Origin of the sequence: Dapis brunnea BLCC-M229, from assembly GCF_050015995.1 — a bacterium.
Classification (GTDB): Bacteria; Cyanobacteriota; Cyanobacteriia; order Cyanobacteriales; family Microcoleaceae; genus Trichodesmium.
The window spans coordinates 29,404-53,099 of sequence record NZ_JBNHEP010000050.1; the positions used below are offsets into that span (position 1 = coordinate 29,404).

At 39.5% G+C, this 23,696-nt stretch carries 19 protein-coding genes and 1 pseudogene; 15 read left to right on the plus strand and 5 right to left on the minus strand.

Annotated elements, in window-relative coordinates; translation table 11 throughout:
* Positions 1 to 944: 944 nt before the first annotated feature.
* Complete coding sequence (locus tag ACP6PM_RS05490) at positions 945 to 6,323, plus strand: AAA family ATPase (RefSeq protein ID WP_426582570.1); 5,379 nt, start codon at positions 945 to 947, stop codon at positions 6,321 to 6,323.
* Between the two features lie 1,638 nt (positions 6,324 to 7,961).
* Here the strand turns inward: ACP6PM_RS05490 and ACP6PM_RS05495 are convergent.
* A complete protein-coding gene (locus tag ACP6PM_RS05495) occupies positions 7,962 to 9,107 on the minus strand; it encodes an RNA-guided endonuclease InsQ/TnpB family protein (RefSeq protein WP_426582572.1) in 1,146 nt (381 codons plus the stop codon).
* Between the two features lie 106 nt (positions 9,108 to 9,213).
* Positions 9,214 to 11,130, minus strand: coding sequence for a molybdate ABC transporter permease subunit (gene modB / locus ACP6PM_RS05500; protein ID WP_426582574.1), 1,917 nt, complete (start codon positions 11,128 to 11,130; stop codon positions 9,214 to 9,216).
* Positions 11,131 to 11,682: 552 nt separating this feature from the next.
* On the opposite strand from modB, the gene ACP6PM_RS05505 reads away from it, so the two are divergent.
* Positions 11,683 to 12,012 (plus strand): hypothetical protein, encoded by a 330-nt coding sequence (locus ACP6PM_RS05505; RefSeq protein ID WP_426582576.1) that lies wholly within the window; start codon positions 11,683 to 11,685, stop codon positions 12,010 to 12,012.
* 291 nt (positions 12,013 to 12,303) lie between these two features.
* Here ACP6PM_RS05505 and ACP6PM_RS05510 read toward each other — a convergent pair whose 3' ends face one another.
* Positions 12,304 to 13,395 (minus strand): RNA-guided endonuclease InsQ/TnpB family protein, encoded by a 1,092-nt coding sequence (locus ACP6PM_RS05510; RefSeq protein ID WP_426582578.1) that lies wholly within the window; start codon positions 13,393 to 13,395, stop codon positions 12,304 to 12,306.
* 194 nt (positions 13,396 to 13,589) lie between these two features.
* On the opposite strand from ACP6PM_RS05510, the gene ACP6PM_RS05515 reads away from it, so the two are divergent.
* From ACP6PM_RS05515 to ACP6PM_RS05525, 3 genes and pseudogenes are all read left to right on the plus strand, one after another.
* Complete coding sequence (locus ACP6PM_RS05515) at positions 13,590 to 13,895, plus strand: cupredoxin domain-containing protein (protein ID WP_426582579.1); 306 nt, start codon at positions 13,590 to 13,592, stop codon at positions 13,893 to 13,895.
* A gap of 12 nt (positions 13,896 to 13,907) precedes the next feature.
* Positions 13,908 to 14,150 (plus strand): annotated as a pseudogene (locus ACP6PM_RS05520) (multicopper oxidase domain-containing protein); the annotation flags it as partial.
* A 310-nt stretch (positions 14,151 to 14,460) separates the two neighbouring features.
* Positions 14,461 to 14,883 (plus strand): hypothetical protein, encoded by a 423-nt coding sequence (locus tag ACP6PM_RS05525; protein ID WP_426582581.1) that lies wholly within the window; start codon positions 14,461 to 14,463, stop codon positions 14,881 to 14,883.
* A 65-nt stretch (positions 14,884 to 14,948) separates the two neighbouring features.
* Here ACP6PM_RS05525 and ACP6PM_RS05530 read toward each other — a convergent pair whose 3' ends face one another.
* On the minus strand, positions 14,949 to 15,293 hold the full coding sequence (locus tag ACP6PM_RS05530; RefSeq protein WP_426582583.1) for a hypothetical protein: 345 nt from the start codon (positions 15,291 to 15,293) through the stop codon (positions 14,949 to 14,951).
* Between the two features lie 348 nt (positions 15,294 to 15,641).
* Between ACP6PM_RS05530 and ACP6PM_RS05535 the strand changes: the two genes are divergently transcribed.
* The 10 genes from ACP6PM_RS05535 (at position 15,642) to ACP6PM_RS05580 (ending at position 23,438) form a co-directional block, all read left to right on the plus strand.
* A complete protein-coding gene (locus ACP6PM_RS05535; RefSeq protein ID WP_426582585.1) occupies positions 15,642 to 15,887 on the plus strand; it encodes an AbrB/MazE/SpoVT family DNA-binding domain-containing protein in 246 nt (81 codons plus the stop codon).
* On the plus strand, positions 15,874 to 16,263 hold the full coding sequence (locus ACP6PM_RS05540; RefSeq protein ID WP_426582587.1) for a PIN domain-containing protein: 390 nt from the start codon (positions 15,874 to 15,876) through the stop codon (positions 16,261 to 16,263). The genes ACP6PM_RS05535 and ACP6PM_RS05540 overlap by 14 nt, the downstream gene beginning before the upstream one ends.
* Before the next feature lie 114 nt (positions 16,264 to 16,377).
* Positions 16,378 to 16,623 carry a UPF0175 family protein gene (locus ACP6PM_RS05545; RefSeq protein ID WP_426582589.1) on the plus strand — a complete coding sequence of 82 codons (246 nt, stop codon included), beginning with the start codon at positions 16,378 to 16,380 and terminating at the stop codon, positions 16,621 to 16,623.
* Positions 16,620 to 17,108 carry a PIN domain-containing protein gene (locus tag ACP6PM_RS05550; protein WP_426582591.1) on the plus strand — a complete coding sequence of 163 codons (489 nt, stop codon included), beginning with the start codon at positions 16,620 to 16,622 and terminating at the stop codon, positions 17,106 to 17,108. Before ACP6PM_RS05545 ends, ACP6PM_RS05550 begins: the two co-directional genes overlap by 4 nt.
* Before the next feature lie 167 nt (positions 17,109 to 17,275).
* Positions 17,276 to 18,172, plus strand: coding sequence for a Uma2 family endonuclease (locus ACP6PM_RS05555; protein ID WP_426582593.1), 897 nt, complete (start codon positions 17,276 to 17,278; stop codon positions 18,170 to 18,172).
* Positions 18,173 to 18,520: 348 nt separating this feature from the next.
* Positions 18,521 to 19,246, plus strand: a complete 726-nt coding sequence (locus ACP6PM_RS05560) for a hypothetical protein (RefSeq protein WP_426582595.1) — start codon at positions 18,521 to 18,523, stop codon at positions 19,244 to 19,246.
* Positions 19,247 to 19,413: 167 nt separating this feature from the next.
* Positions 19,414 to 20,499: an AAA family ATPase gene (locus ACP6PM_RS05565; protein ID WP_426582597.1), complete on the plus strand. Its 1,086-nt coding sequence runs from the start codon at positions 19,414 to 19,416 to the stop codon at positions 20,497 to 20,499.
* Between the two features lie 96 nt (positions 20,500 to 20,595).
* Entirely contained in the window at positions 20,596 to 21,288 is a 693-nt protein-coding gene (locus tag ACP6PM_RS05570; RefSeq protein WP_426582598.1) for a DUF4336 domain-containing protein, read from the plus strand.
* A 208-nt stretch (positions 21,289 to 21,496) separates the two neighbouring features.
* Positions 21,497 to 22,117 carry a Uma2 family endonuclease gene (locus ACP6PM_RS05575; RefSeq protein WP_426582600.1) on the plus strand — a complete coding sequence of 207 codons (621 nt, stop codon included), beginning with the start codon at positions 21,497 to 21,499 and terminating at the stop codon, positions 22,115 to 22,117.
* A 91-nt stretch (positions 22,118 to 22,208) separates the two neighbouring features.
* A complete protein-coding gene (locus ACP6PM_RS05580) occupies positions 22,209 to 23,438 on the plus strand; it encodes a DUF2201 family putative metallopeptidase (protein WP_426582602.1) in 1,230 nt (409 codons plus the stop codon).
* Here the strand turns inward: ACP6PM_RS05580 and ACP6PM_RS05585 are convergent.
* A complete protein-coding gene (locus ACP6PM_RS05585) occupies positions 23,428 to 23,613 on the minus strand; it encodes a type II toxin-antitoxin system HicB family antitoxin (RefSeq protein ID WP_426582691.1) in 186 nt (61 codons plus the stop codon). The two genes, ACP6PM_RS05580 and ACP6PM_RS05585, sit on opposite strands and share 11 nt — an antisense overlap.
* Positions 23,614 to 23,696 lie beyond the last annotated feature (83 nt).

The window sequence follows — 23,696 nt, forward strand, 5'->3', positions numbered from 1 at the left end:
TTTGACAATAAATCTGGGTTGAAAGGCAACAAGCAACAGCTCCAGAAGGCAATAGAGAGATGTCCTAACCTTAATGTGTCGCGCTATAATACCAATTTAATCAAATGTTGGTACATTGATTTTTTTTGCTAGGTCGTAGGTGCTAGGAGGATTGCAAATATCTTAATAGTTTTGCCGACGATTTTACTGTAGGTATCTTTTTGAAATTTGCTATAGTCGTAAAAACAAATATTAAGACAGCCATAATGGTTAATCTCCATGGGGTCTGGCGGACATTTTCCAGCTAGGGTGAGCAACGGTCGGTATTACTGCCTAACCTATCCTACTGGACTGACACATCTAAAATGGTGCTTTATGATAGATTGCTAAATACCTTTCACAGCTTAAGTTTTAGGCATCTAGCGCACCCTAAAATAATCAACTATTTTAGATGTGTAACAGTACTATTATAGCAGTTGCCATTACTAGCGCGGACATTCTCGCTCCTCTCAAATTTAGTCCTTGCTGTGAATTTTACTTCTGTACTTCGCTCTACCGACAGCTCCCCTATCTGACTTCGCGCCTTCTGACTTCAGCTATACCACTTCTAGCTTAAAATTACAAGTAATACCAGTTTCAAAAAACAATGCTATATTAACTTTTTTTGTAGTTAGGGAACATCTGGATTTTGCCATATAGGAAAATTAAATAAAGACCAAGGTTTTCCCCTATTCCCTACTCTTTTTTTACTGTAACGACCTTTTTTGAATTTGGTATAATTGTAATCAGCTTAGAAGTGTTGAAGACAACCTTTGACTTTACCCACAATTTTAGCCAGGGCGCTCTACTAAACAAGAATTTAACTTTCAATTTAACAAATAGTTTCTCAGAATCGAGATTATTTCCGAATTAACTCGACTGCATTAGAATAAATAGAGTGCCTAACCTTCTCCTTCGTTATTTTTATGGTTAATCTTGCTGGATACCAAGATTTTATTCAAATCCATGAGAGTGCAAACTCACAAGTATATCGCGCTCGAAAAGTTAAGGATAACCAACCCGTTATCCTCAAATTTCTCAACCGAGACTATCCCACTCCGGAACAAATTCGCCGTTACAAACAAGAATATTATCTGACTTGCCAATTAGAATCTCCTGGTATTATCAAAGCTTATAGTCTGGAAGAATGGGAAAGAAGCTATGCAATTGTGTTTGAAGACTTTGGAGGAATATCCTTAAAAAGATGGCTAAAAGAGCAGAAAATCTTATCCACCTCAGAATTTTTAGTCCTGGGGCTCCGAATTACCGAGATTCTAGGACAAATTCACGCTCAAAATGTTATTCATAAAGATATTAATCCCGACAATATTGTTTTTAATCCCAAAACTAAAGAAGTTAAAATTATTGACTTTGGCATTGCCACTCAACTTACTCGAGAAAACCCGACCCTAAAAAATCCCAATGTATTAGAAGGTACTCTAACTTATATTTCCCCAGAACAAACAGGAAGAATGAATCGGGGTTTAGATTATCGCTCAGATTTTTATTCTTTGGGAGTAACTTTCTATGAAATGTTAACGGGAAAATTGCCCTTTCAAAGTTCGGACCCTTTGGAATTAGTTCATTCCCACATTGCGAAACCTCCTCCTTCAATTATTAATAAAGGACAAAAAGAGCAGAAAAAAATTCCCCCAGTGCTGGCAGATATTATTATAAAATTGAAGGCCAAAAATGCTAAATCTCTACCTTCAACTATTAGTAATGTAATAGTGAGTGATGCAGAAATTCCCCCAGTACTGGCAGATATTGTGATGAAATTGATGGCCAAGAATGCCGAAGACCGCTATCAAAGTGCTTATGGGTTAAAAGCAGATTTAGAAGAATGTCGCCGACAACTAGAAGGAACAGGGAATATTAATTCCTTCCCACTAGGTCAACAGGATATTTCGGATCGCTTCCAAATACCCCAAAAACTTTATGGCAGGGAAAAAGAAATACCAACTTTACTGAAAACATTTAAGAGAGTTGTGGAAACAGGAAAAGTAGAACTGATGTTAGTGAGTGGTTATTCTGGTATTGGCAAATCATCCCTGGTGCAAGAACTTTTCAAACCGATAACCGAACGTCGAGGGTATTTTATATCCGGCAAATTTGACCAATTTCAACGCAACATTCCTTATTCAGCAATAGTGGCAGCTTTTCGCGGGTTGATTGAGCAATTATTGGGAGAAAGTAAAGCTACGTTGCAGGTATGGCGAGAAAAATTATTGCAAGCATTAGGAAATAACGGACAAGTAATTATTGATGTGATTCCCGAAGTAGAATTAATTATCGGCAAACAACCTCCCGTTACCCTATTAGGAGGAACTGAAGCGCAAAATCGTTTCAACCTTGTTTTTGGTGATTTTATTAGTTGTTTATGCGATTGCGAGCATCCATTGACTCTATTTATTGATGATTTACAATGGGCAGATTTAGCAACTTTGACATTGATTGAACGGCTATTAATATCAGGAACAACCAAATATCTTTTACTCTTAGGAGCTTACCGCGATAATGAAGTTTCGGCAGGTCATCCTTTGACTATTTCTCTGCAAAAACTGAAGCAAAATCAGGCTAGAATTAACAAAATTAAGTTGCAAAAATTACCTGTATATCAAATTGCTTATCTAATCGGCGATACCTTGAAGCAAAATCCAGAAAAAGTTTGCGAATTAGCCTGGTTATTGAGGAAAAAAACAGGAGGAAATCCTTTCTTTATTAATGAATTTTTACAGGCATTATATAGTGAAAAATTACTAAATTTTCATCCTACATCAAGATTTTGGCAATGGAATATAGAAGCGATAGAGGCTAGGAAATTAACAGATAATGTTGTGGAATTGATGGTAGTTAAGCTGCAAAAATTACCAAAACCAAGCCAAGAACTTTTATCTATTGCTGCTTGTTTGGGAGCAGAATTTGACTTAAAAACTATCACTTGGGTAGTCAAAATTTCTGCTCAAGAAACTTTTGAGTTATTAAAAATTTGTCTTGACCGAAATTTAATTTTACCCCAGTCAGAATTAGATGAAAATCTGCTGATTCAATCTTTTAAATTCAGCCACGATCGGATTCAGCAAGCTGCTTATGCTCTAATTCCCGATGAGGAAAAAAACCAGACTCATTATCAGATCGGACAACTGCTACTGCAAAAGATGTCCCCAGAAACTAAAGAAGAACGGATTTTTGAGATCGTCAACCAACTAAACTATGGAAAAGCTTTAATTACCCAACAAACTGAGCGAGATGAATTAGCTCAACTCAACTTACTTGCTTGTGCTAAAGCTAAAGACGCCAATGCTTACCAAGCAGGTCGTGAATATGCCAACATTGGATTATCATTACTAGGAGAAAATGCTTGGTCTAGGCAATATGAAATGACTTTAGAATTCTATGAGTTGGGGACGAAATTAGCTGCTTTATGTGGTGAATTTGAGGAGATGGAAGAGTTGATTGAGATAGTCATTGCCAATACCCGCTCTTTACCAGAACAGATGAATGTTTATGGGATTCAACTACAATCATATAATGCGAGAAATTTATGGACGGAAGCTATTGCTATTGCTAAACAATTTTTAGGACAATTAGGTGTCACTTTTCCAGAAAAACTGACACAGGATGATGTTCAACAAGCACTCTCAGAGATAGAAATATTGATTGGTGATGGAGAAATAGAAAAGTTAGTTGAGCTGCCAATGATGCAGGATAGAGAAAAAATTGCGATTGTAGAGATTATCAATAGCATTATTCCAGCTACCAACATTTCAGGCTCTTTGTTATTTCCATTATTGACTGCTTTGTCAGTCAAACTATCTATTCAATATGGCAATGCATCAGCTTCAGCCTTTGCTTATTCCTGCTATGGAATCATTGCTTGTAATGTCCTGCAAGATATTGATGTGGGGGTAAAGTTTGGTCAACTAGCACTACAGCTAGTCTCCAAACTAGATTTAAAAAGGGAAAAGCCATTGGTAATACATGTTGTGATGTCCTTTCTCCTACATCGTAAGTCTCATATCAAAGAAGCTGTGTCTTATTTGGAAGAAGGTTATGGAATGGCTTTAGAAGTGGGAAACTTGGAATGTGCTGGCTACAATGCTTATTCGTCTTGTGTACAATCTTTTTGGAGCAGTCAACCTCTAGCTGCCTTGGAAAAATTAACTCATAGTTACTGTGATGGGTTAGTACAATTGAATCAATTGGTAGCAGCTAAGTGGTGTCGCAGTTGTTGGCTCTCAACATTAAATTTGCTTGGAATTGCTAAATATCCAACTATTTTATCTGGAAATGTAGACACTGAAGCTGAATTTAGAGATCAAATGATGTCTGTTAATGACTTTCTGGGGTTAGGATTGTTTTACTTATATAAGATGATGCTGTGTTATCTGTTTGAAGAAATTGAATCTATTCAAAACTATATAGAAGAAATTAAGGGATATGTGTTTACTATTTCAGGACTCGTGACTCAACCAGTATTTTATTTTTATGACTCTTTGATTGCCTTAGCAAGTTGGAGTGAAGCCCAAAAGGAGATATCAGAGGTGATGGAACGAGTCAGAGAAAATCAAAGGCTATTACAACAGCAATGGGCAGACTCAGCACCGATGAATTACCAACATAAAGTAGATTTAGTAGAAGCAGAAATTTGCCGAGTTAAGGGAAAAAAAGCCGAAGCAATAGAGCTATATGACTTGGCGATATCAGGAGCTAGAACTAACGAATATATTCAAGAAGAAGCTCTAGCAAATGAACTAGCAGCCAAATTTTATCTAGACTGGCAGCAGGAAAAACTTGCTTCCGTTTACATGATGGAAGCACATTACTGCTACAGTCAATGGGGAGCAATAGCAAAAGTTAAGCACCTGGAAAAAAACTATCCTAAATTGTGTAAAACTTCCAAGAGCAAAAACTCTCAGACAACATGGGTTCAGGGTACAAACACTTCTAATGATAGTGAATTTTTAGATTTAGCTACAGTGATTAAATCCACGACTGCTATTTCTAGCGAGATTGTTTTGGAAAAATTGCTGGCAACTTTAATGGATATTCTCATTGAAAATGCAGGAGCGCAACGAGGAATATTAATTTTGGCTCATGGGGAAGGTTTGTTTATTGAAGCAACAAAGGAAGAATACTCAGAGAAAGTTTCGCTATTGCAGTCTATTCCTCTGTCTGAATTTAAAATGGTGGCGTCAAAAATTGTCTATTATGTTGCCCGTACTGGTCAAACTATTGTTTTGAACAATGCTACTCGTGAAGGGAATTTTACCGACAACCCTTACATTCAAAAATATCAATGTCAGTCTATTGCCTGCACTCCTTTAATCAATCAAGGTAAACTCCAGGGTATTATTTATCTAGAAAATAACCTGACTACTGGCGCTTTTACCAGAGAACGCATGGCACTGTTACGAACTATTGCTAGTCAAGCAGCAATTTCATTAGAAAATGCTCAACTATATAACAATATAACTAAATTAAACCAGGCTTATGAGCGTTTTGTTCCGGCTCAGTTTCTCAGCTTTTTAGACAAAAAGAGCATTGTGGATGTCAAACTTGGAGATCAAGTAGAACGGGAAATGACGGTTTTATTTTCTGATATTCGGGATTTTACAACTATCTCTGAAAAGATGACCCCAGCAGAAAACTTTGCTTTTATTAATGAATATCTCGGTTATATGGAACCCCAAATTCAAGCTCATGGTGGGTTTATTGATAAATATATTGGTGATGCTATTATGGCTTTGTTTCCTAATTCTGCTGATGATGCAGTGAAAGGGGCGATCGCTATGTTGCAAGAATTGAAAAAATATAATTTACAAAGGCAAGAAAATCATCTTCAACCTCTGCGCATTGGTATTGGTTTACATACAGGAGTATTAATGTTAGGTACTGTAGGCGGATTTGGGCGTATGGATGGAACGGCGATCGGAGATGCGGTGAACCTCTCCTCAAGAGTGGAAGGGTTAACCAAAACTTATGGAGTTTCTCTGTTAATCACCGAGAAAACTTTTACAAGCTTAAGTAATCCCTTAGAATACGATTTCCGATTTATTGCTCAAGTCAAAGCTAAAGGAAAAAACAAAGCGGTGAGTTTATTTGAAGTATTTTCTGCTGACCCGACAGAATTACGGGATGCTAAAATCGCCACTAAAGAGAAGTTTGAAAGGGCGGTCTTGTTATTTCATCAAGAGTTATTTCAACAAGCAGGGGGTTTGTTTCAAGAATGCTTAGAAGATTATCAAGGCGATCTGGTTGCTCAGATTTATCTTGAACGCTGTCATCAGTATATGGGTAATTAACTGTTAAACTTAAGATGAAATATTTTTTGATGGTGGTGCATTAAAGTTGTCGCTAAATAGATGGAAAAAATGGCTCAAATTCAGACACAGGAGTAATTTCAGGCGTTTTATTCCGGAATATCTGAAATCCTTACATGACAATGGTTTGCCAGTTTTTTTAGTTATAAAGCGACAAGTCTATTAGAGTTGTTGGGAATTAAGCTAAAAAAATAGCTAAAACCCTTATTAGTCAAAGTTTATAGTGTTTTTCAGTTGTAAAATCATGAAAAGCTTAGTCTATAAGCTTTTGAGCATTTTAAATTTTTATTTCCCAACAACTCTATTGTACCCCATATTCCGCACGTCAAGTTGTAATATTAAAAGTAGTATAAAAAATGGTAGCGCGGGTTCGTATTTATACTCTATAAATCCTATTCATTGACCTTTCTCAGGAGTCAGATTCTCAGGAAAATATTAAGCATAAATACTCAATTACTTACTCCTATTGACCACTTTGATTGCCTCCTGTCTCCTGTCTCCTGTCTCCTGTCTCCGTTTTTCATGCTACATTTTGTCGTGCGGAATGTAGGTTGTACAGAACCCATTTGTATCTTTGCCTGGGTAAAAATTTTTGAGGCACAGAGTCGTATATGGGAATTAAGCAATACGAGAAAAAAGGTGAAAAATACTCTAATACACCTCCAAACCCGCCATCTCCTCATCTCCCGATCTTCCCTACACCCTAAGCTTCCCCCTATTCCCACTCTTCCCACACTCCCCACCCTCCCCACATTCCCCCTCTATTTTTCAAGAGATCCAAAATGGGTTCTATAGTGCTACGCGCTAGGGAATAGGGAATAGCAGATTATCAAAAAGTTTCAGGATTTAGAAATGTCCTAACCTTACAGCGCTTTTCAGATTGATGACCTCACATCATCACCAAAAGCATGTAGGGGCGAATGGCCATTCGCCCCTACTGTGGTCTACCGAAATGAAAACCGCTGTAATGAGTAGCTCTATAATGCCTGTACTGGACTGACAGAGCTAAAATGGTGCATTATATCATTTCATCTAGTTTATGAGACTATATAACATCCGGTTCTGTTTCATTGAAACTAGAGTTCAGCAAAGTGTGGGATCAGTAAGTAGGGCTGGCTAATCTCATCTAAAAGCAATGATATATAAAGGTTTTAGCATTTTGGGAGCGAAAAAAGTGCCAATAATACAGCTTGAGCGACCAAAAAGTTAGGATAAAAGGTAGACAAGCACAATAAAGATACAGGTACAATTATTCCTCCTACTTTCTCTGTCTCCCTACCCGGACTACACTTCCTTGACACACTACCAATGATTTTGTATAAGTATATATGATTTAGTATTTTAGCTTAGATATTATCTAATTTTTCCATTGGACGATAACCTCTTCTTCAGGGTCGTATACGATCAGTTTAACATTATTTTCTGTAATCATTATTTGCGGTAATTCTAATTGAAAAATTGAATTTGATATTATATTATGATATTATGTCCGGTTGAATAGTTATAATTACAGCTCGTAGTAAAGCTTTAGCCCTCAGATAGATATTTTAGTTGCTGAAGCCGTTCTTAGAAACCTATGATTATCTATATAAATCTATGATTATCTATAAAGAATCTGTTCTATTCTTGCTTCAACCTGGCAACGTCGGCGTTATCCAGTCCACAAGCTGATACGGGCGAACTGCCCGCCATAGCTAAATTTAACGCTGCATTCAAGTCTCGATCACAGCTAAAATTACAGTTTTCGCAATTGAAAACGCGCTCTGATAACAGCAGAGACTCTTTAACAGTTCCACAGTGAGAGCAAGTCTTAGAGCTAGGAAACCATCTATCAACAACGATCAGGTCAGAACCGTATAACTCACATTTGTACTCTAACTGTCTACGAAACTCATAAAAACCCATGTCAGCAACAGCCTTAGCTAACTTATGATTTAACATCATCCCTGATACATTTAAGTCTTCTATTACTATTCGACTGTGGTTTTTAGCCAAATAGGTTGTTAGTTTATGTAATGTATCTTTCCTGATCTCAGCTACCTTTGCGTGTAGTCTCCCTATTTTTAGCTGTGCTTTTTTCCAGTTATTGGAAAACTTGGTTTTATGCCTGTTCAAATATTGCAACCGAGAGAGTTTTGCCTCATACTTTCTATAAGATTTAGCACCAGGAAATACTTCACCAGTGGATAACGTAGCTAGAGATTTGACACCTAAATCAACACCAACTACATCTACTGATTTATCAGTAATTTGAGGTGTAGTTTCTATCTTAAAACTGACAAACCATCTATCTGCTTTTTTGCTAATAGTTACCGACTTAGGGGTAATATTATCTGGGAGTATCTCATAAGTTTTAATCCATCCAATTCGGGGCAGTTTTATATGATTAAAACCTACTGATATTGAACCGTCTAAAGTAAAACTATCATCTCTACCTTTCTTCTTGAATTTAGGTTGTCCTGAGACTTTACTAAAGCAACGCTTCCAAGCATTTGATAAATACCTTAAAGCATATTGGGGCGCTGTTTTAGATACTTCATAATACCAATAGTTATTCGGTTTAACCATTGCTACTAAAAGTTTATGCAGGTCAATTGCCGTCGGAAATTTAAGTTTACTATTAGGATTGTTGGAATTGTGATTCAGGATATTTTTAGTTAACCACAAGCCCCAATTGTAAGCATGACGCGCTACACCTGCGTGTTTAGCCAGCAAGGTTTTTTGCTGGTTATTGGGATGTAGTTCAGTTTTGAATCCAAGTAGCATAAACAGATAATCCTAGATTTTTATAGATAATACCAGATTTTAGCCAACAGTTACAAGCCCTACTACAAACAAACACTTTTTTATCACTAATTATTCGGATATCATATTAGTTGATTGTATTTTTGGTTTGACGTTTCACCAAGAAAATTTCTTGGGAATCTTGAAGATACCAGTTAACATTCGATCGAGATGCAGTACCTTCTAGTAATAACAAACGGAACGGATCTAAACAAACCTGCCAAGGAAAAGAACGATTTTTAATTTGATGCCATTTTTCTTTAAATACTTCTGCGTGTAAATCGTAGTCAAAAGCATTTCTAGCAGGTTGATATAATTTCAAATATAAAGTCATCCGATGTTGAGTTTCGCTGGTTGCTGCTAACCAACAGGGGAAAGTATTCGGTTGGTTTGCTTCCTCTGGAAAAGTAATTTGGTGAGCGCGAATACCAACATGAGAAAAATGTTCTGGAATGGGTTCGAGAATATCAAGACTACATCCCCAGTCAACAGCTTCTACCCTATGATCGTCAATAATTACTGCTTGAGAAAAGTTTTTACAACCAGTTAACTGAGCAACTCTCACACTGGTAGAATATTCAAAAATGTCATGTTTGACACCGTGACTAAGAATGATTCCGTCATCAACAACTAAGAGATTTTGGCAAATGCGGTAAGCTTCCTCTAGGTTGTGAGTCACCAATAATGTCACTCCCTGATAATTTTCTAAAGTGGCAATAACTAATGTTTCAATCTGATGTCGCAGGTGGGTATCTAATGCGGAAAAGGCTTCATCTAATAATAAAGCATCGGGTTGACTTGCTAATGCTCGCGCTAAAGCTACCCGTTGTTGCTGACCTCCAGAAAGTTCCCCTGGATATCGTTTTTCATATCCTGGTAACTGCACTGCCAACAGGTGCGCTTGTACTTGTTGTTGAATCTCATTTGACGACAAACCTTTCGGCAAACCAAAAGCAATATTTTCAGCTACGGTCATGTGGGGGAAAAGAGCGTAGTTTTGAAATAGATAACCAACGTGGCGATCGCGACTGGGTAAATCAATTTTCTGTTCTGCATCGAATAATACTCGACCATTTAAAACTATGCGTCCTTGAGTGGGAGTTTCTAAACCAGCAATGCAACGTAAAATCATACTTTTGCCAGCACCGGAACCTCCTAATAACCCCAATGGTTTGTCATTAGCGCTGAAAGCAACATCTAATAAAAATCCTGGGAGTTGCTTCTGGATATCTACAAATAGACTTTGTGATTTGTTCCGGGAGTTGAGTGTCACAGGTTTTGTTTTGACTACAGGTACGGAGCGTACATCTATAATTTGCTTTTCTGTTTTTGTTGCCCTGCGTTTCTTAATTTGAGATTCTGACCAGAAGTTGACTCCAGTTATCACCCCAAGAGATATGGCTAAAATTACTAACACCCAAGCAAATGCTTCTTTCATATTCCCACCTTCGGAAGCAAAGAAAATGGCAATGGGAATAGTTTCAGTTTTGCCAGGAATACTGCCTGCCAACATTAAGGTTGCACCAAATTCACCGAGGGATCTAGCAAAAGCTAATAATGTTCCGGCAACTATTCCCGGTTTTGCCAAGGGTAATAAAATTCGCCAAAATACTCTCCATTCTGAAGCACCTAAAGTTCTGGCACAAGCAAGCAAACTGGTATCAATTTGATTAAAAGCTGCAAGTGATGTTTTGTACATCAGGGGGAATGAAACAACGGTAGCTGCAATTACAGTGGCAGGCCAAGTAAAAATTAATGTTATCCCCATTGAGGAGAGTAGATGACCAAGGGGACCGTTTCTACCCAATAATAATAGTAATAGAAAACCTGTGACAGTTGGAGGCAATACCAGAGGAGATGTTAAGAGAGCATCAATTAGTCCTTTGTTTTTACCACGATATCCTAGCATCCAACGTGCTGTGGCGATGCCGAGGAAAAAGGTAATAATTGTAGTGACTGTTGCAGTTTTAAGGGAAATCCAAGCAGGAGATATGTCTAAGTTCATTATTAATTTTAAGGGGAAAAGATTAGATTTGACTGATAATTTATGGGGGGGATTTTAGGTAATAAAGTTTTCAATAGTTATTAATTCATCTATAACTAATTTAGTTAGTAGTTTTCTGTTCATCAAGAACTATTTATTAGGAGTCAGGAGTCAGAATGAATTGCTTCAAGACCATTTTTTAGGTTAGAAATTATCTTTAGTTTGTCAAATAAACATCTCCTGTAAAGTCTTTATAATCACATTTAATTATTCATAACTTTCTTTTTTCAAAGTAGTATAATAGAGATATTGATGAAATGTAACTCTTATGTTATAATTTACTAACTTAATTCCGATCAAAAAAATAAACCCGCCCTTAACAATGGATAATTGATAATTAATCCCCAAAGGTTTAAAGTCTCTTATGACCAATGGATAATCTTTTTAATTGATAATGAATTACTTGGCTAAACTTTGGACAAAAAGTCAACTATTTCTTAAAGTTTAATATGGCATGACGGAGTAGTAGACTCTTGTAAAATTCTTCTGCTTTACAAATAATATCTAAAACAAATGACCGAGCAAAACCATGAGCAAAAAGCCAGGGAAAACTCAGAACAAAATACCCCAAAATCAAAATTAAGGATAAGTAGACGAACATTTTTAGGAACTGGAATAGCTGCTACTACTACTACCTTGATTTTCCTTTATCGATCGCTCACAAAATTAACCTCTTCTAAGTTTCCTGCACCTCAACCTTATAAATACACTAAATTTCGCGATCCTATAGAATTCACAGGAAAAGAATTGCGTGTGGCAGAACATCACTTAACTCTTCCAGCAAACGATGGTAATGACAGCGTTCCTATTTCTGTGCGTCTTTATAATAATTCAATACCTTGACCCACTTTGAGACGCTATGCAGGGGAAAAAATTGAATTCAAATTTATCAATAACCTAGCTCCTAACAACCAGTCAGGAGGAAACACCTGCAAAGAATTGCAACACGGAAATAAACCTGGGTGCTTCAATACCACTAACGTACACTTTCATGGATTCCACGTTTCCGTTCTACTAAACTTACCCAAACTTACCCATAAGGGTTTTGGAGCTAGCTTCCTGTTTCACAGAAGATCACTGACCGCAGTCTGCAACTTATCTTCTCCACAGGCTTCTTCTCGGTGGGAACTCCACCTACTGACGCGCATAGTTTTCTAAGTTAACAGCAGCATTAAAGTCTCTGTCTGTCTCCAAACCACAGTAATAACATTTGTAAGTTCTCTTGTGCAACGGCATTTTCTGTTGATGCCCACACTGAGAACATAATTGAGAGCTTGGATAAAATCTATCTGCTATTATTAGCTCACTGCCGTACCACTCGCACTTGTATGATAACTGACGCTTAAATTCATAAAAGCCACAATCGGCGATGGCGCTTGCTAGCTTGTGGTTTTTGAGCATTCCGCTTACATTCAAATCTTCTATCACTATGGTGCTGTGGTTTTTAGCTAACCATGTTGTTAGTTTATGTAGTGTATCTGCTCTAATATCTGCTACTTTTTTGTGCACTCTTGCTAGTTTTTTTACCGCTTTAGCTCTGTTTTTAGAGCCTGGCTCTTTTTTCTGGACACGGCGTTGATAACGAGTTAATCGTTTTTTGGCTTGCTTATATGCTTTGACATTAGCATACTTGCTTCCATCACTACAGGTGGCTAGAGCATTTATACCCACATCTACACCAATAATATCCCGTTTTTTTCCAGTAGGGTCTGGCTCAAAATCATATTTAAAACTGATATACCAATTATCTGCCTTTTTTGTTAGCGAAGCTCCTCTGAAAGAGGCTATCCTGACATTTTTTACTGGTACGGAGGGTAAGATTTCATAGGTTTTTACTATCCCTATTCTTGGTAATTTTATATTATTTCCTTTCAGGATTTTAATACTTCCTTCTAAGTAAAAACTGTCTTTTTTACCTTTTTTCTTAAACTTGGGAAATCCACATTTAGGAATAGTTAAAAAGTTTTTAAATGCCCTTTCTAAATCTCTTAATGCTTGCTGAGGGGCACATTTTGATACTTCATAATACCAAGGGTTTTCACTTTTGACTTCAGTTACCAAACGTTTATGTAAAGTGATAGCACTCAGTCGTTTTTTGGTAGCTTCATATTCATAAATGCAAGTAGCTAATCCCCAATTATAAGCATGACGAGCTACACCTGCGTGTTTGGCGAGTATAGTTTTTTGTTGATTATTGACTTTTAATTTAGTCTTGATTGATTGCATTTCAATTTATCGGCCACCTCTTGATAATAGTTTAATAACTTAGACATAAATCTAGTATATCACAGTAAATATCTATTTATGTTAAATTTTGTTCAATTATTTTAATACTATTGATAGCCCCTGGAAATCGCGCTGATTTTCTCGTTAGTCTGCCAAAAAGTCATTATAAACTTGTTAAAGATAGGTATGAGACAATGAATGTCAGGGCATCAAATATAAACAGACAAGTGTTAGCTTACATCAAGGTTAAGGGAGAAAGTGATGCGGTCGGAAAAATCCCAGATATGATTGAGGGAGAATTGCCTGATTATCTGCAACCTATTAGCGATCGCGAGATTAAGAATTCTGAGGAAGGTTCCTTGAATGTACCACGAAAGGTTAGTTTTTCCAGAGCATCGGGAGGAGGTCTCAGACATTATTATATTAATGGAGAAGCATACGATCCAGAATCCCAGGACTATATTCTGGAGCTGAATACTGCTGAACAATGGGTGTTATAAAATCCATCTGACTCTCCTCATCCCTTCCACATTCATGTCAATCATTTCCAAATCAAGGGCGATCTAATTGATCCAGATAAAGAGGATATGCCGTCAAATTGGCGTTGGTGGGATACAGTTGCTGTTAATAAAAAAAATGTCACCATTCGTCATCGGTTTTCAGATTATGATGGAAAATTTGTTCTGCATTGTCATATTCTGATTCACGAAGACCAAGGAATGATGAGGAATGTTACAATAATAGGAAAGGAATAATTGATAATTGATAATTGAAGGCTAACACGAGCAGGTCAGGAATGCTTATCATAAGCGCAGGTGAATCAGATTTTGGTGGTTTGATGCGGGATGCGGAACGTTTCTTTATTTTGCAGCAGATTGATACTTAGTGGCGCGAGGATTTGCAGCAAGTAGATGGATGCCTAGCGGGAGTCAGTACCGGAGAATAAAATTATTAATATTAATAAAAATTATGACATTTGTATTATATAATAATTATTAATTATCAAAAAAAATTCAGAATTCCTATTGGAAGAACGTCTAATTAGTGTAGAGTTAAAGAAAATTGATGTTGAAAAAAATATTGGTAGGCTGTTGTCTATTGTTGTTGCTTTATGTTGTTGTTCCACAAAAAGCCATAGCGGGAAGTGTGTTAAGTGTGTGTAGTAAAAAGAGTTGTAAAGAAAAAATAGAAGAACAGTTTCGTAAGGACAATAGAGAAAGTCTGAAGTGTCTTCATGATAAAAATTTAGTTTGGAGAAAAAAGTTGAGTAGTGTTGAGATTATTAATAATTTTTGGTTTTTTTCGTTTGATCTGGAATTAGATAATAATATTACCGTTGCGGATGAGGCGCAAGAGGAGCAAGAGGAGCAAGCAAGAGCAAGAGAATTAGAATGGTGGAACAATTGTTGGGAAGGTAATGTAAAAGTGGCTAGAAGATGGGAAGGAGGTAAAATTGTAAGAGTTGGTGGAAAAAGGATGGGTATTTGATTGTTGGTTGGTAAATGAATAAAGGAAATTGAGATGAGATAGATGCATATTAGCATCATCGCATATCAAGTCGTCAAACCCATCATTGCCGCCCCATTTGCTGTAATGAATGTATGGGCAGCCTTTGAGCCAAAGCAACTTCCCAACGGGTCTACCTGGTACACCTCCTGGTACCCCTCCAGGTCTAAGTTCAACTGTCCAGGAACCCCTTCCCTACCCTTTGGTTTGGCCTGAAAACCCTTAGTCATTTTGTCCAAAAAGCAACTCCCCCAATTACGGCGGGGAGTTGTCTTTTTCTTTTTAGGAGTGTATCGCTTACAAAAGTCCCGATACCGTTTAGCACATTCCTCTAAGGTTGTGGCCAATTCTAGAAAAGCGGGATGCCATTCGGTCAAACCATCATCAGTCAATTGTGCATAACTACCATAATTGCTAAAAGCATACAGCGGTTTTCACTTCGGTAGACCACAGTAGAGACGTTGCATAACAAAAATGCGAACGTCCCTACAGGGTTTTTGGTTATGACGATGTGGTTGATCAATCTGAAAAGCGCTGTAAGTAAACCCCAGATGTAACCCTGCAGCTTTGGAGTTGGCATGGATATAGCGCAGAGTCTTGAGAATTCGGTCTGAGTCGCTATTAGAAATGGCCTCACTGAAATGCCGTTGCTCCCAAAAATGTCCAGTACCTACCCCTAAAACGTCACAGAATTTTTATAAATATCCATTAAAATTAAGTAAATCTAGCAAATAATAGTAATGGCCAGTACAATAGTTAGCGATCGCGGACAAATAACGATCCCTGAAGAAATTAGAGACTACCTGAAACTGAATGCAGGGAGTAAAATAGAATTCGTTATTGATGAACAAGGACAGGTTAAAATAATTCCTCTGAAGTTCTCTGTGGAAGACTTGTCGGGTATCCTACATTATCCTGGAATTGAGAAAGCAACAATTGAGGATATGGAAAACGCGATTCAGGAGGCAGCTATTGATTGGAGTTGATACCAATATTCTAGTTCGCTATTTGACTAGAGACGATGAACTTCAGTGGCAAAAAGCACTAGAAATTATTAGAGAAAATCAGCCATGTTTTGTTTCTAATATTGTTTTGTGTGAATTAGTTTGGGTTCTCAAAAGTCAAGCATACAGATTTAGCAAAGATAGAATTATCAACGTCTTGGAAATGATGTTGCAGAGTACAGTTTTTGAATTGGAAAACCCTTCTGTTCTTTATGAAGCTATTGAGCGGACAAAACAGGGGAGTGCAGATTTTTCTGATTATTTGATAGGAGTAATAGCTCGTCGAGTAGGTTGTGTAGAAACTGTGACATTTGACAGAAAATTAAGAGGAGAAGTAGGGTTCAACTGTCTTGAATAAAAGGCGATGTTGCATTCGTCACACTGTGTGATCGCTTAAGTAAATTTAGCAAGCTGTAATCAAAAAAACAGCACGAGTCGCACTGTTCCAGAATCAAAAGGAGATAAATAAAAAATGAGTGTAGTTATTCCTGATGACGTGCTGGTATCGGCTAAAATGTCCGAAGCACAATTAAAGTTGGAAATTGCTATTATGTTATTTCAACAAGATAGAATTAGTATTGGTAAAGCGCGTCGTTTAGCTGGAATTAATTTGTTAGAGTTTCAGCGGGAAATTTCTGAACGGGGTATTTGCATCCATTACGATATTGAGGAGTTTGAGGAAGATATTAAAACTTTGCAGGAAATGGGTAGGTTATGATTGTTGTCAGCGATACTTCACCTATCACTAATTTGTCAGCAGTGGGAGCGTTGGAACTTCTTCATCAACTTTACGATCGCGTCATTATTCCTCAAGCAGTTTATGATGAAATGGCTTCTTTAGGATATCAAGTACCAGGTACGGTTGAGGTTCAAACTTTAGATTGGATCGAAAACCGGAAAGTTGAAAATCGCCAGGGAGTTGAGGAGTTGCGAGTTGATTTAGATATAGGAGAAGCAGAAGCAATTATTTTAGCTTTGGAACTGGATGCAGATTTGTTACTAGTAGACGAGCGTAGAGGAAGAAGGGTGGCTTTGGAGTTGGGAGTGAAGAAAATAAGTGGTTTGTTAGCTGTATTGCAGGAAGCTAAGAGAAAAGGTCTGATTTTAGAAATTAAGCCAATTTTGGATAGGTTGATTTCTGAAAATAATTTTCGGATTAGCGTTAGCCTCTACAATAGGGTTTTACAATTTGCTGGCGAGTGAAAGGGTGAGTATTCTGCTCGCCCGAAAATATCAGGAATTAGCGATCGCTTTTCTATTTCCGATCTATTCCCATTAATCAAAATAGTGTGTTACTCTGTAATTATGGGAAAAATGCGCGCAGATAGGGTCGCTTTTAAAACTATAAAAACTATGTCGAGAGTAATAATATGACTAATATATCCGTTCAACATGAACCATCACTTCCCGCAAAGGAAACTTTGCCTACCATGTACGACTTACCAAGCGAAAACCCGGAGGAACCTGGTTTGTCAGATGTATTTCACGACTTTCAACCTGAACTTTTACGCCAAACTTTTCAACCGCGCAACTGGTATCCCGATAAATTGTTTTGTGGTACTGATATGAATCTCTACTACGATGTCAAACATCCTAAATGGTACAAACGCCCAGACTGGTTTGCAGTTGTGGGAGTGCCGAGTTTTTACGAACAACGAGATATGCGCTTGAGCTATGTAGTTTGGGACGAAAAAATTAACCCATTGATGGTAGTAGAGTTATTATCTCCGGGTACAGAAGATGAAGATTTAGGAGAAAAACCAGGAGAACCGGGAAAACTTCCTACTAAGTGGGAAGTTTACGAGAGTATTCTGAAAGTGCCTTATTATGTTACCTTCAGTCGCTATACCAATGAAATGAAGGCGTTTCATTTAGTAGGCGATCGCTACCAAAAGGTAGAGTTGAATGAGGGACGTTTGTTGGTTCCTGAGATAGAACTGAGTCTGGGTTTGTGGCAGGGTAGTTACAATAGGATAGATAGACTCTGGTTGCGGTGGATGACCCTGGAAGGAGATTTGATACCGACTTTAGAAGAGAAGGAAGCAGCAGCTAAAGAGGAGGCAGCAGTAGCTAAACAACGAGCTACCAATGCCGAACAAGAGGCAGCAGTAGCTAAACAACGAGCCACCAATGCTGAACAACGAGCTATCAATGCTGAACAAGAGGCAGCAGCAGCTAAACAACAAGCTACCGAGGCCAAAAAACAAAGCGATCGCTTGGTGGCAAAACTGCGAGAGTTGGGTATCATTCCTGACGAGTTAAGTTAAATAGTCAGGACTTAGAGCTGATTTATAAAGTAAATATTAAGAGGCTGAATTCCTTGCTATACTTAGGTTTAGTGAGTTATTGTCCAGTAAGCGTCAAATGACTATAAGCTAGGCAATATAAGACTTCTAGCTAAGTTTACAAATCAGCTCTTATATCATGTCCGGTTGAATAGTTATAATTAAAGCTTGTAGTTGGGCTTTAGCCCGAACTGTAGATAGGGCTAAAGCCCAACTACAAACAAAAACTTTTTTATCACTGATTATCCGGACATGATATTACGCAGAAACCGAGTTTATCAACGAAACTGGGAACATTTAATTTGTCAGTTAAAAAAGGTCGTTTATCTTATGTCCATCACATCACGAAGTTTGCAAAAGCTCCTCCGGGAGAATATCTCGGGGGAGAAACCCCTCAGCGTTGACCCCGAAAAGGCCCAAGAGCTGGCGGAAGAGTTATTGGCGCGAGTTGAGCCTCTCGCAGGCGTTAAGCGGAATGATAACTCTCATCATTATAGTCGTTTCCAAGGGGGGGCAAATGCAGACAAGCCCCCCAGCAACACCCTCTGTTGTTCTATTCTGCTAGAAGAATCAAGCGATCGCTGGTATAGAGATCATACCCATTTACATTTGTTCAGGACTCCGGAGGAACAGCTCTGGGTAGAGTTAGACAGAGAGCGATCGCCTGCCCCCGTTTCAGATATTGATGAAGTGGTTGCCCTGGTCAAAGCATTTTTGCAGCGGGTCGATCGGCAAAAAGCCCAGGCTGCCAAGCGCCAAAAGCAGAAAGACTTGAAAGTGCAAGCTATCTTGGCTCAGGTGCGTAAAATTGCCAAGGAAGATGGATTTGACTTTGCCACCGAAGTCGATAGTATTAAGCTCAAGCTAATTATTCGTCTGTCTGACAATGACTACTTTGCTATTTTGATTCCCTTTAACCAGTTCAAGGAGGTGCTGCCCAAATTGCGCACTGCAATTCAGGCTCTCCGCGAGACTTACAACAGCGGCGTTCGCTTTAAAACTCATCTCAAGCGGGGCTATCGCCGTTCTGACTGGGTTCGTCATGAGGATTTATAGTTACAGCACTTGGCGCTCTCATAAGGTACAGTGCGATCCCCCCTAGCCCCCCTTAGAAAGGGGGGAACGAGGAAAGTCCCCCTTTTTAAGGGGGATTTAGGGGGATCGAGATGTATTGCATAGCAGAGGAAAATGCTGTAAAGTTAGAAGGATAAAGGTAAAAGAAAATGATCCGTATTGATGCCCGCGAACTCTATCAAGTTCTGGAACTAACCCCACCGGAGCAAAATATCCTCCTGGTGGGCAAACATGGTATTGGCAAATCAGAAATTATTAGCCATTTCTACGGTCAGCGCCAGAAACTGCCCGTAATCCCATTCTTTTTGGGACAAATGAGCGATCCTGGAGATTTGATTGGCTTGTTGCATAAAGATGAAACAACGGGCCGTTCGGTTTTTTTACCTCCCTACTGGTGGCCTGCCCCCGATCGCCCGGTGGTACTCTTCCTAGACGAGCTTAACCGGGCCCGCCCGGAAATTTTGCAGGCAGTTCAAGACCTGACCCTCAACAAAACTTTGGCTGGTAAACCCCTACCCCCTGGCAGTATTGTCATTGCTGCGGTCAATGCGGGGGAAGAATATCAACTGACGGAACTCGATCCGGCTCTCGTTTCGCGGTTCAATCTCTACGAGTTTGTGCCGACAGTGGAAGATTGGCTGCTCTGGGCTTCCGGACAAGATATAGATTCGCGGGTGCTGATATTTATCCAACAGCATCCGGAGTATCTTGATGGTGACAACCCCGATGCGGATGCAGCGATCGCCACCGCCGGCCTGATCAAAACCCCCGATCGCCGGGCTTGGGTCAAAGTCGCGGATTTTCTTCGCCACCATAGAGAGCTGGAGGAGATTCACTTCAAACTGATTGCTGGTATGGTGGGGAGTCGGGCTAGCGTGGCCTTTCGCCAAAGCCTGGCTACCCAAAGGGGTCTGAGTCCAGAGCAACTTCTGTTGCAATATTCTAAGCATTCCAAACAGCTTAAAGACTTGGAGATTCAGGATTTTGCCAGTTTGAACGAACGGGTCTTGCTCTGGCTCAATGCCGGACATTGCCCCGAAGCAAAAGCGGATAATGCCCGCAAAAATCTTTTGAAATATCTCCAGTATCTCCGTAAGGCCAAACAACAGGAGGCGATCGCCCATTTTTCCTCACTGGTTCAAGGCCCCAAATTTAGGGATGCGATGGGCTTTGTCGCTGAATCGATAGAGCTGATTGATTTCTTGTCGGAGTATTTGGAGGCGATCGAGGTTTGAACTGGAAAAGCCCTCTCCCTAAATTCTTCTCCCACCGGAGAGGGACTTCTGCTCCTCGCTATAATTGTTATGACGTTATACTACTCAGTAAAGTAAATGAGCCTCTTACAAATTGATGAGAATATTTGGTGCCTAGATGGGGATTCGGTAACTATGTTTACAATCCCTTTTCAGACAAGAATGACTATTATTCGTCAAAAAAATGGCGATCTTTGGTTGCATTCTACAGTTGCGATCGATGAAGGTCGTATTAATGCTGTCAAAAAGCTTGGGCGAGTGTCCCACATCATTGCACCAAACAGCCTTCATCATTTATTTGTGAAAGACTGGTTCAACCACTTTCCGGATTCAAAAATATGGGTGGCTCCAGGTTTGCCCAAGAAGTTACCAAATTTAGAGTTTTATGGAATACTCAGAGAAAAACCTGAATCTTTCTGGGAAGATGAAATCGATCAGATTTATTTCGAAGGAAGTAACATTTTAACAGAGATGATTTTTTTTCATAAAAAATCAAAAACACTTATAGTAACTGACTTGATTCAAAACCACGATCCATCAAAAAACAATTGGTTTTGGAAAATGGTTAAAGGTCTCAATGGTGTTCTAGCTCCTAATGGAGGTGTACCTAAAGATTTAAGGCTCTGTATAAGAAACAAGAAGCTAGCAACTGAGTCATTTAAAAAAATATGTGAGTGGGATTTCCAAAGAATAATAATTAGTCATGGGATTTGTATTAACAATAATGCAAGAGAATTCTTTATAAATTCGTTCGATTGGCTTGATAAATAGTATAATAAATCAATAGACCTCTCCAAAAATAACCATTGTGAGCCTTTAAGACCAAGGGTTTCATCATCTTTTCTGGAGAAGTCTAATCAACAACAGATTGCCAACCTGCGGTTGAAAACTGGTTATTTCTGAGTTAGACCTCTTTTTGGCGATCGAGGTGTAAACCAAAAAATCCCTTTCTTGTCTTAATCTCTCATACTGAATAACTATGATTACGACTCTAACCACCCCCCTATCATTCGATCAATTTGTTGACTGGTATCCGGAAAACGCGACCGATAAATACGAACTACACAATGGAGCAATTGTCAAAATGCCTTTAGGAACTGGAGAACATTCTAATGTCATCGGTTTTATTGCTGGCGAACTTCATTTTGAAATTCGCCGATCGCAATTGCCTTTGGCCATTCCCGGCGATTGCTTGCTGAAACCTATCCATGACGAATCTGGCTACCAACCTGATATTATTGTTCTCAATAAAGCGCAACTATCTGAGGAACCCCGTTGGCAAAAAGAATCAATTATTACCAAGGGAGATTCTGTGCAACTGGCGATAGAGGTTGTCAGTACAAACTGGCAAGATGATTATCTGAGGAAAGTCGGGGAATACGAACTGATGGGTATCCCCGAATACTGGATTGTGGATTATCTGGGTTTAGGCGGCAGGCGGTTTATCGGCAATCCCAAACAACCGACTCTTTCTGTTTACCAACTGGTGGATGGGGAGTATGAGGTAACGCTGTTTACCGGAAACGAGAGGATTAAGTCTTTGGCTTTCCCGGAATTGCAACTGACCGCCACAGAGATTTTTGTCGCCAAAACTATTTGATAACTATGTTAAATGTGATATGAGAACGAAACCGATCGCCCGTCACCGCATTGCTCGGATTGTGGAAAAGTGGCTGCTGGTTGAGCCACTGTTGTTGGCTACCTGGACTAGCCACGCTTTAGTCTCTGAGCCACGCATTCAAACGATTCGCATTCAACGAGGCCGGATTGAGTATAATCCCGAGTTTATTGAGCAGTTGAGCGATCGCTACCTGGAAGTCGCCCTGCGATTTGAAGCTCTACGGATTCTTCTGAAACACCCCTACAGTCGCCGCCAAGCTCACTCGAAGATTAGCTATGCTGCCAGCAATTTAACGCTCCAGGAATATTTGCAAACCGAGCTGCCATTTCCTCGGGCGCGGGATATCTTTGGCGATAGCAGCTACGATCGACAATTTTTCGAGTTTTACTATCACAAGTTGCTTGATTCACAGCCCCCTAGTTCGGATGTGGGAGTCTCTGGAACACTGGGAGCAGGGACGGGGGAAGGTAATACCTCAGCTACATCCGGAGCGTCTGGATCTGCTCAATCTGAATCTGAACCCGAATCAGCAGCGGAAACTGAGAATACTTCAGGATTTAGCGATCGCCCCTCGAATCTCCTCTCGGTGTATACCGATCCCAACCTTAGCGGTGTGGAAAATACTAACCAGTGGGATCGAGATGAATTATTGAGCGATCGCCTGGATGAGCTGGTGAGAATGGCGCAAGCTAATGACAGTTGGGGCAGCATTGGGGGCAAGTTGCGGGAACAGATTTTGGCAAATCTGCACCCCAAGCTGGACTATCGGGCGGTTTTGCGGAAGTTTCGCACGTCTATCCTCAGCCAACAGCGGCGACTAACCCGGATGAAACCGAATCGCCGTTATGGGTTTGCCTATATGGGCAGTCGTCGTGACTTTACTACTCGTTTGCTCTTTGCCATTGATGTGAGCGGCTCGATGGGGACGGAGCAGTTACAGCAGGGGTTTTCGGTGGTGAATCGCTTTTTTAATTATGGCGTGCAGGCGATCGATGTGATTCAATTTGATGCTGAGATTACAACTGAGGTGATGACGTTCCGTCGCGCCCAGAGGGAAGTGCAGTTAACCGGACGAGGCGGGACTAATTTTAGCCCGGTTTTGGCGTATCTGGAGGAACATCGAGATTATGATGGTTTGATTATTTACACTGATGGTTATGCTCCTTGCCCTGCACCGCCCCAGAATCGGCGGACTCGCATTTTGTGGTTGTTTGTGAGCGAGGCGCATTACCGGAGTTGTTATCCCAAGCTACAGCATCTGGGGCAAGGGGCTTATCTGAAAGCTAATGCTACACAATGAGAGTCTGCAAGTGCTTGACAACACTTTTCAGCGTACTGGGTTGAGGAATCGATTCTCCTTCAACCTCCCACGCTTCCAAATACATATCCATAACTTCTTCCCCATTCTGAATCGCTTCCCCGCGATTTTTCCCATGAGTGCAAGGCATGACAACGCGATCGCTAAACTCTGGAATCGTTACTAAAAAAAGCCGATCCTCCTCAGACTATTGAACGAGCATACTATATTGAATCATCTTGTTTGTCCTCATGTTGTGTT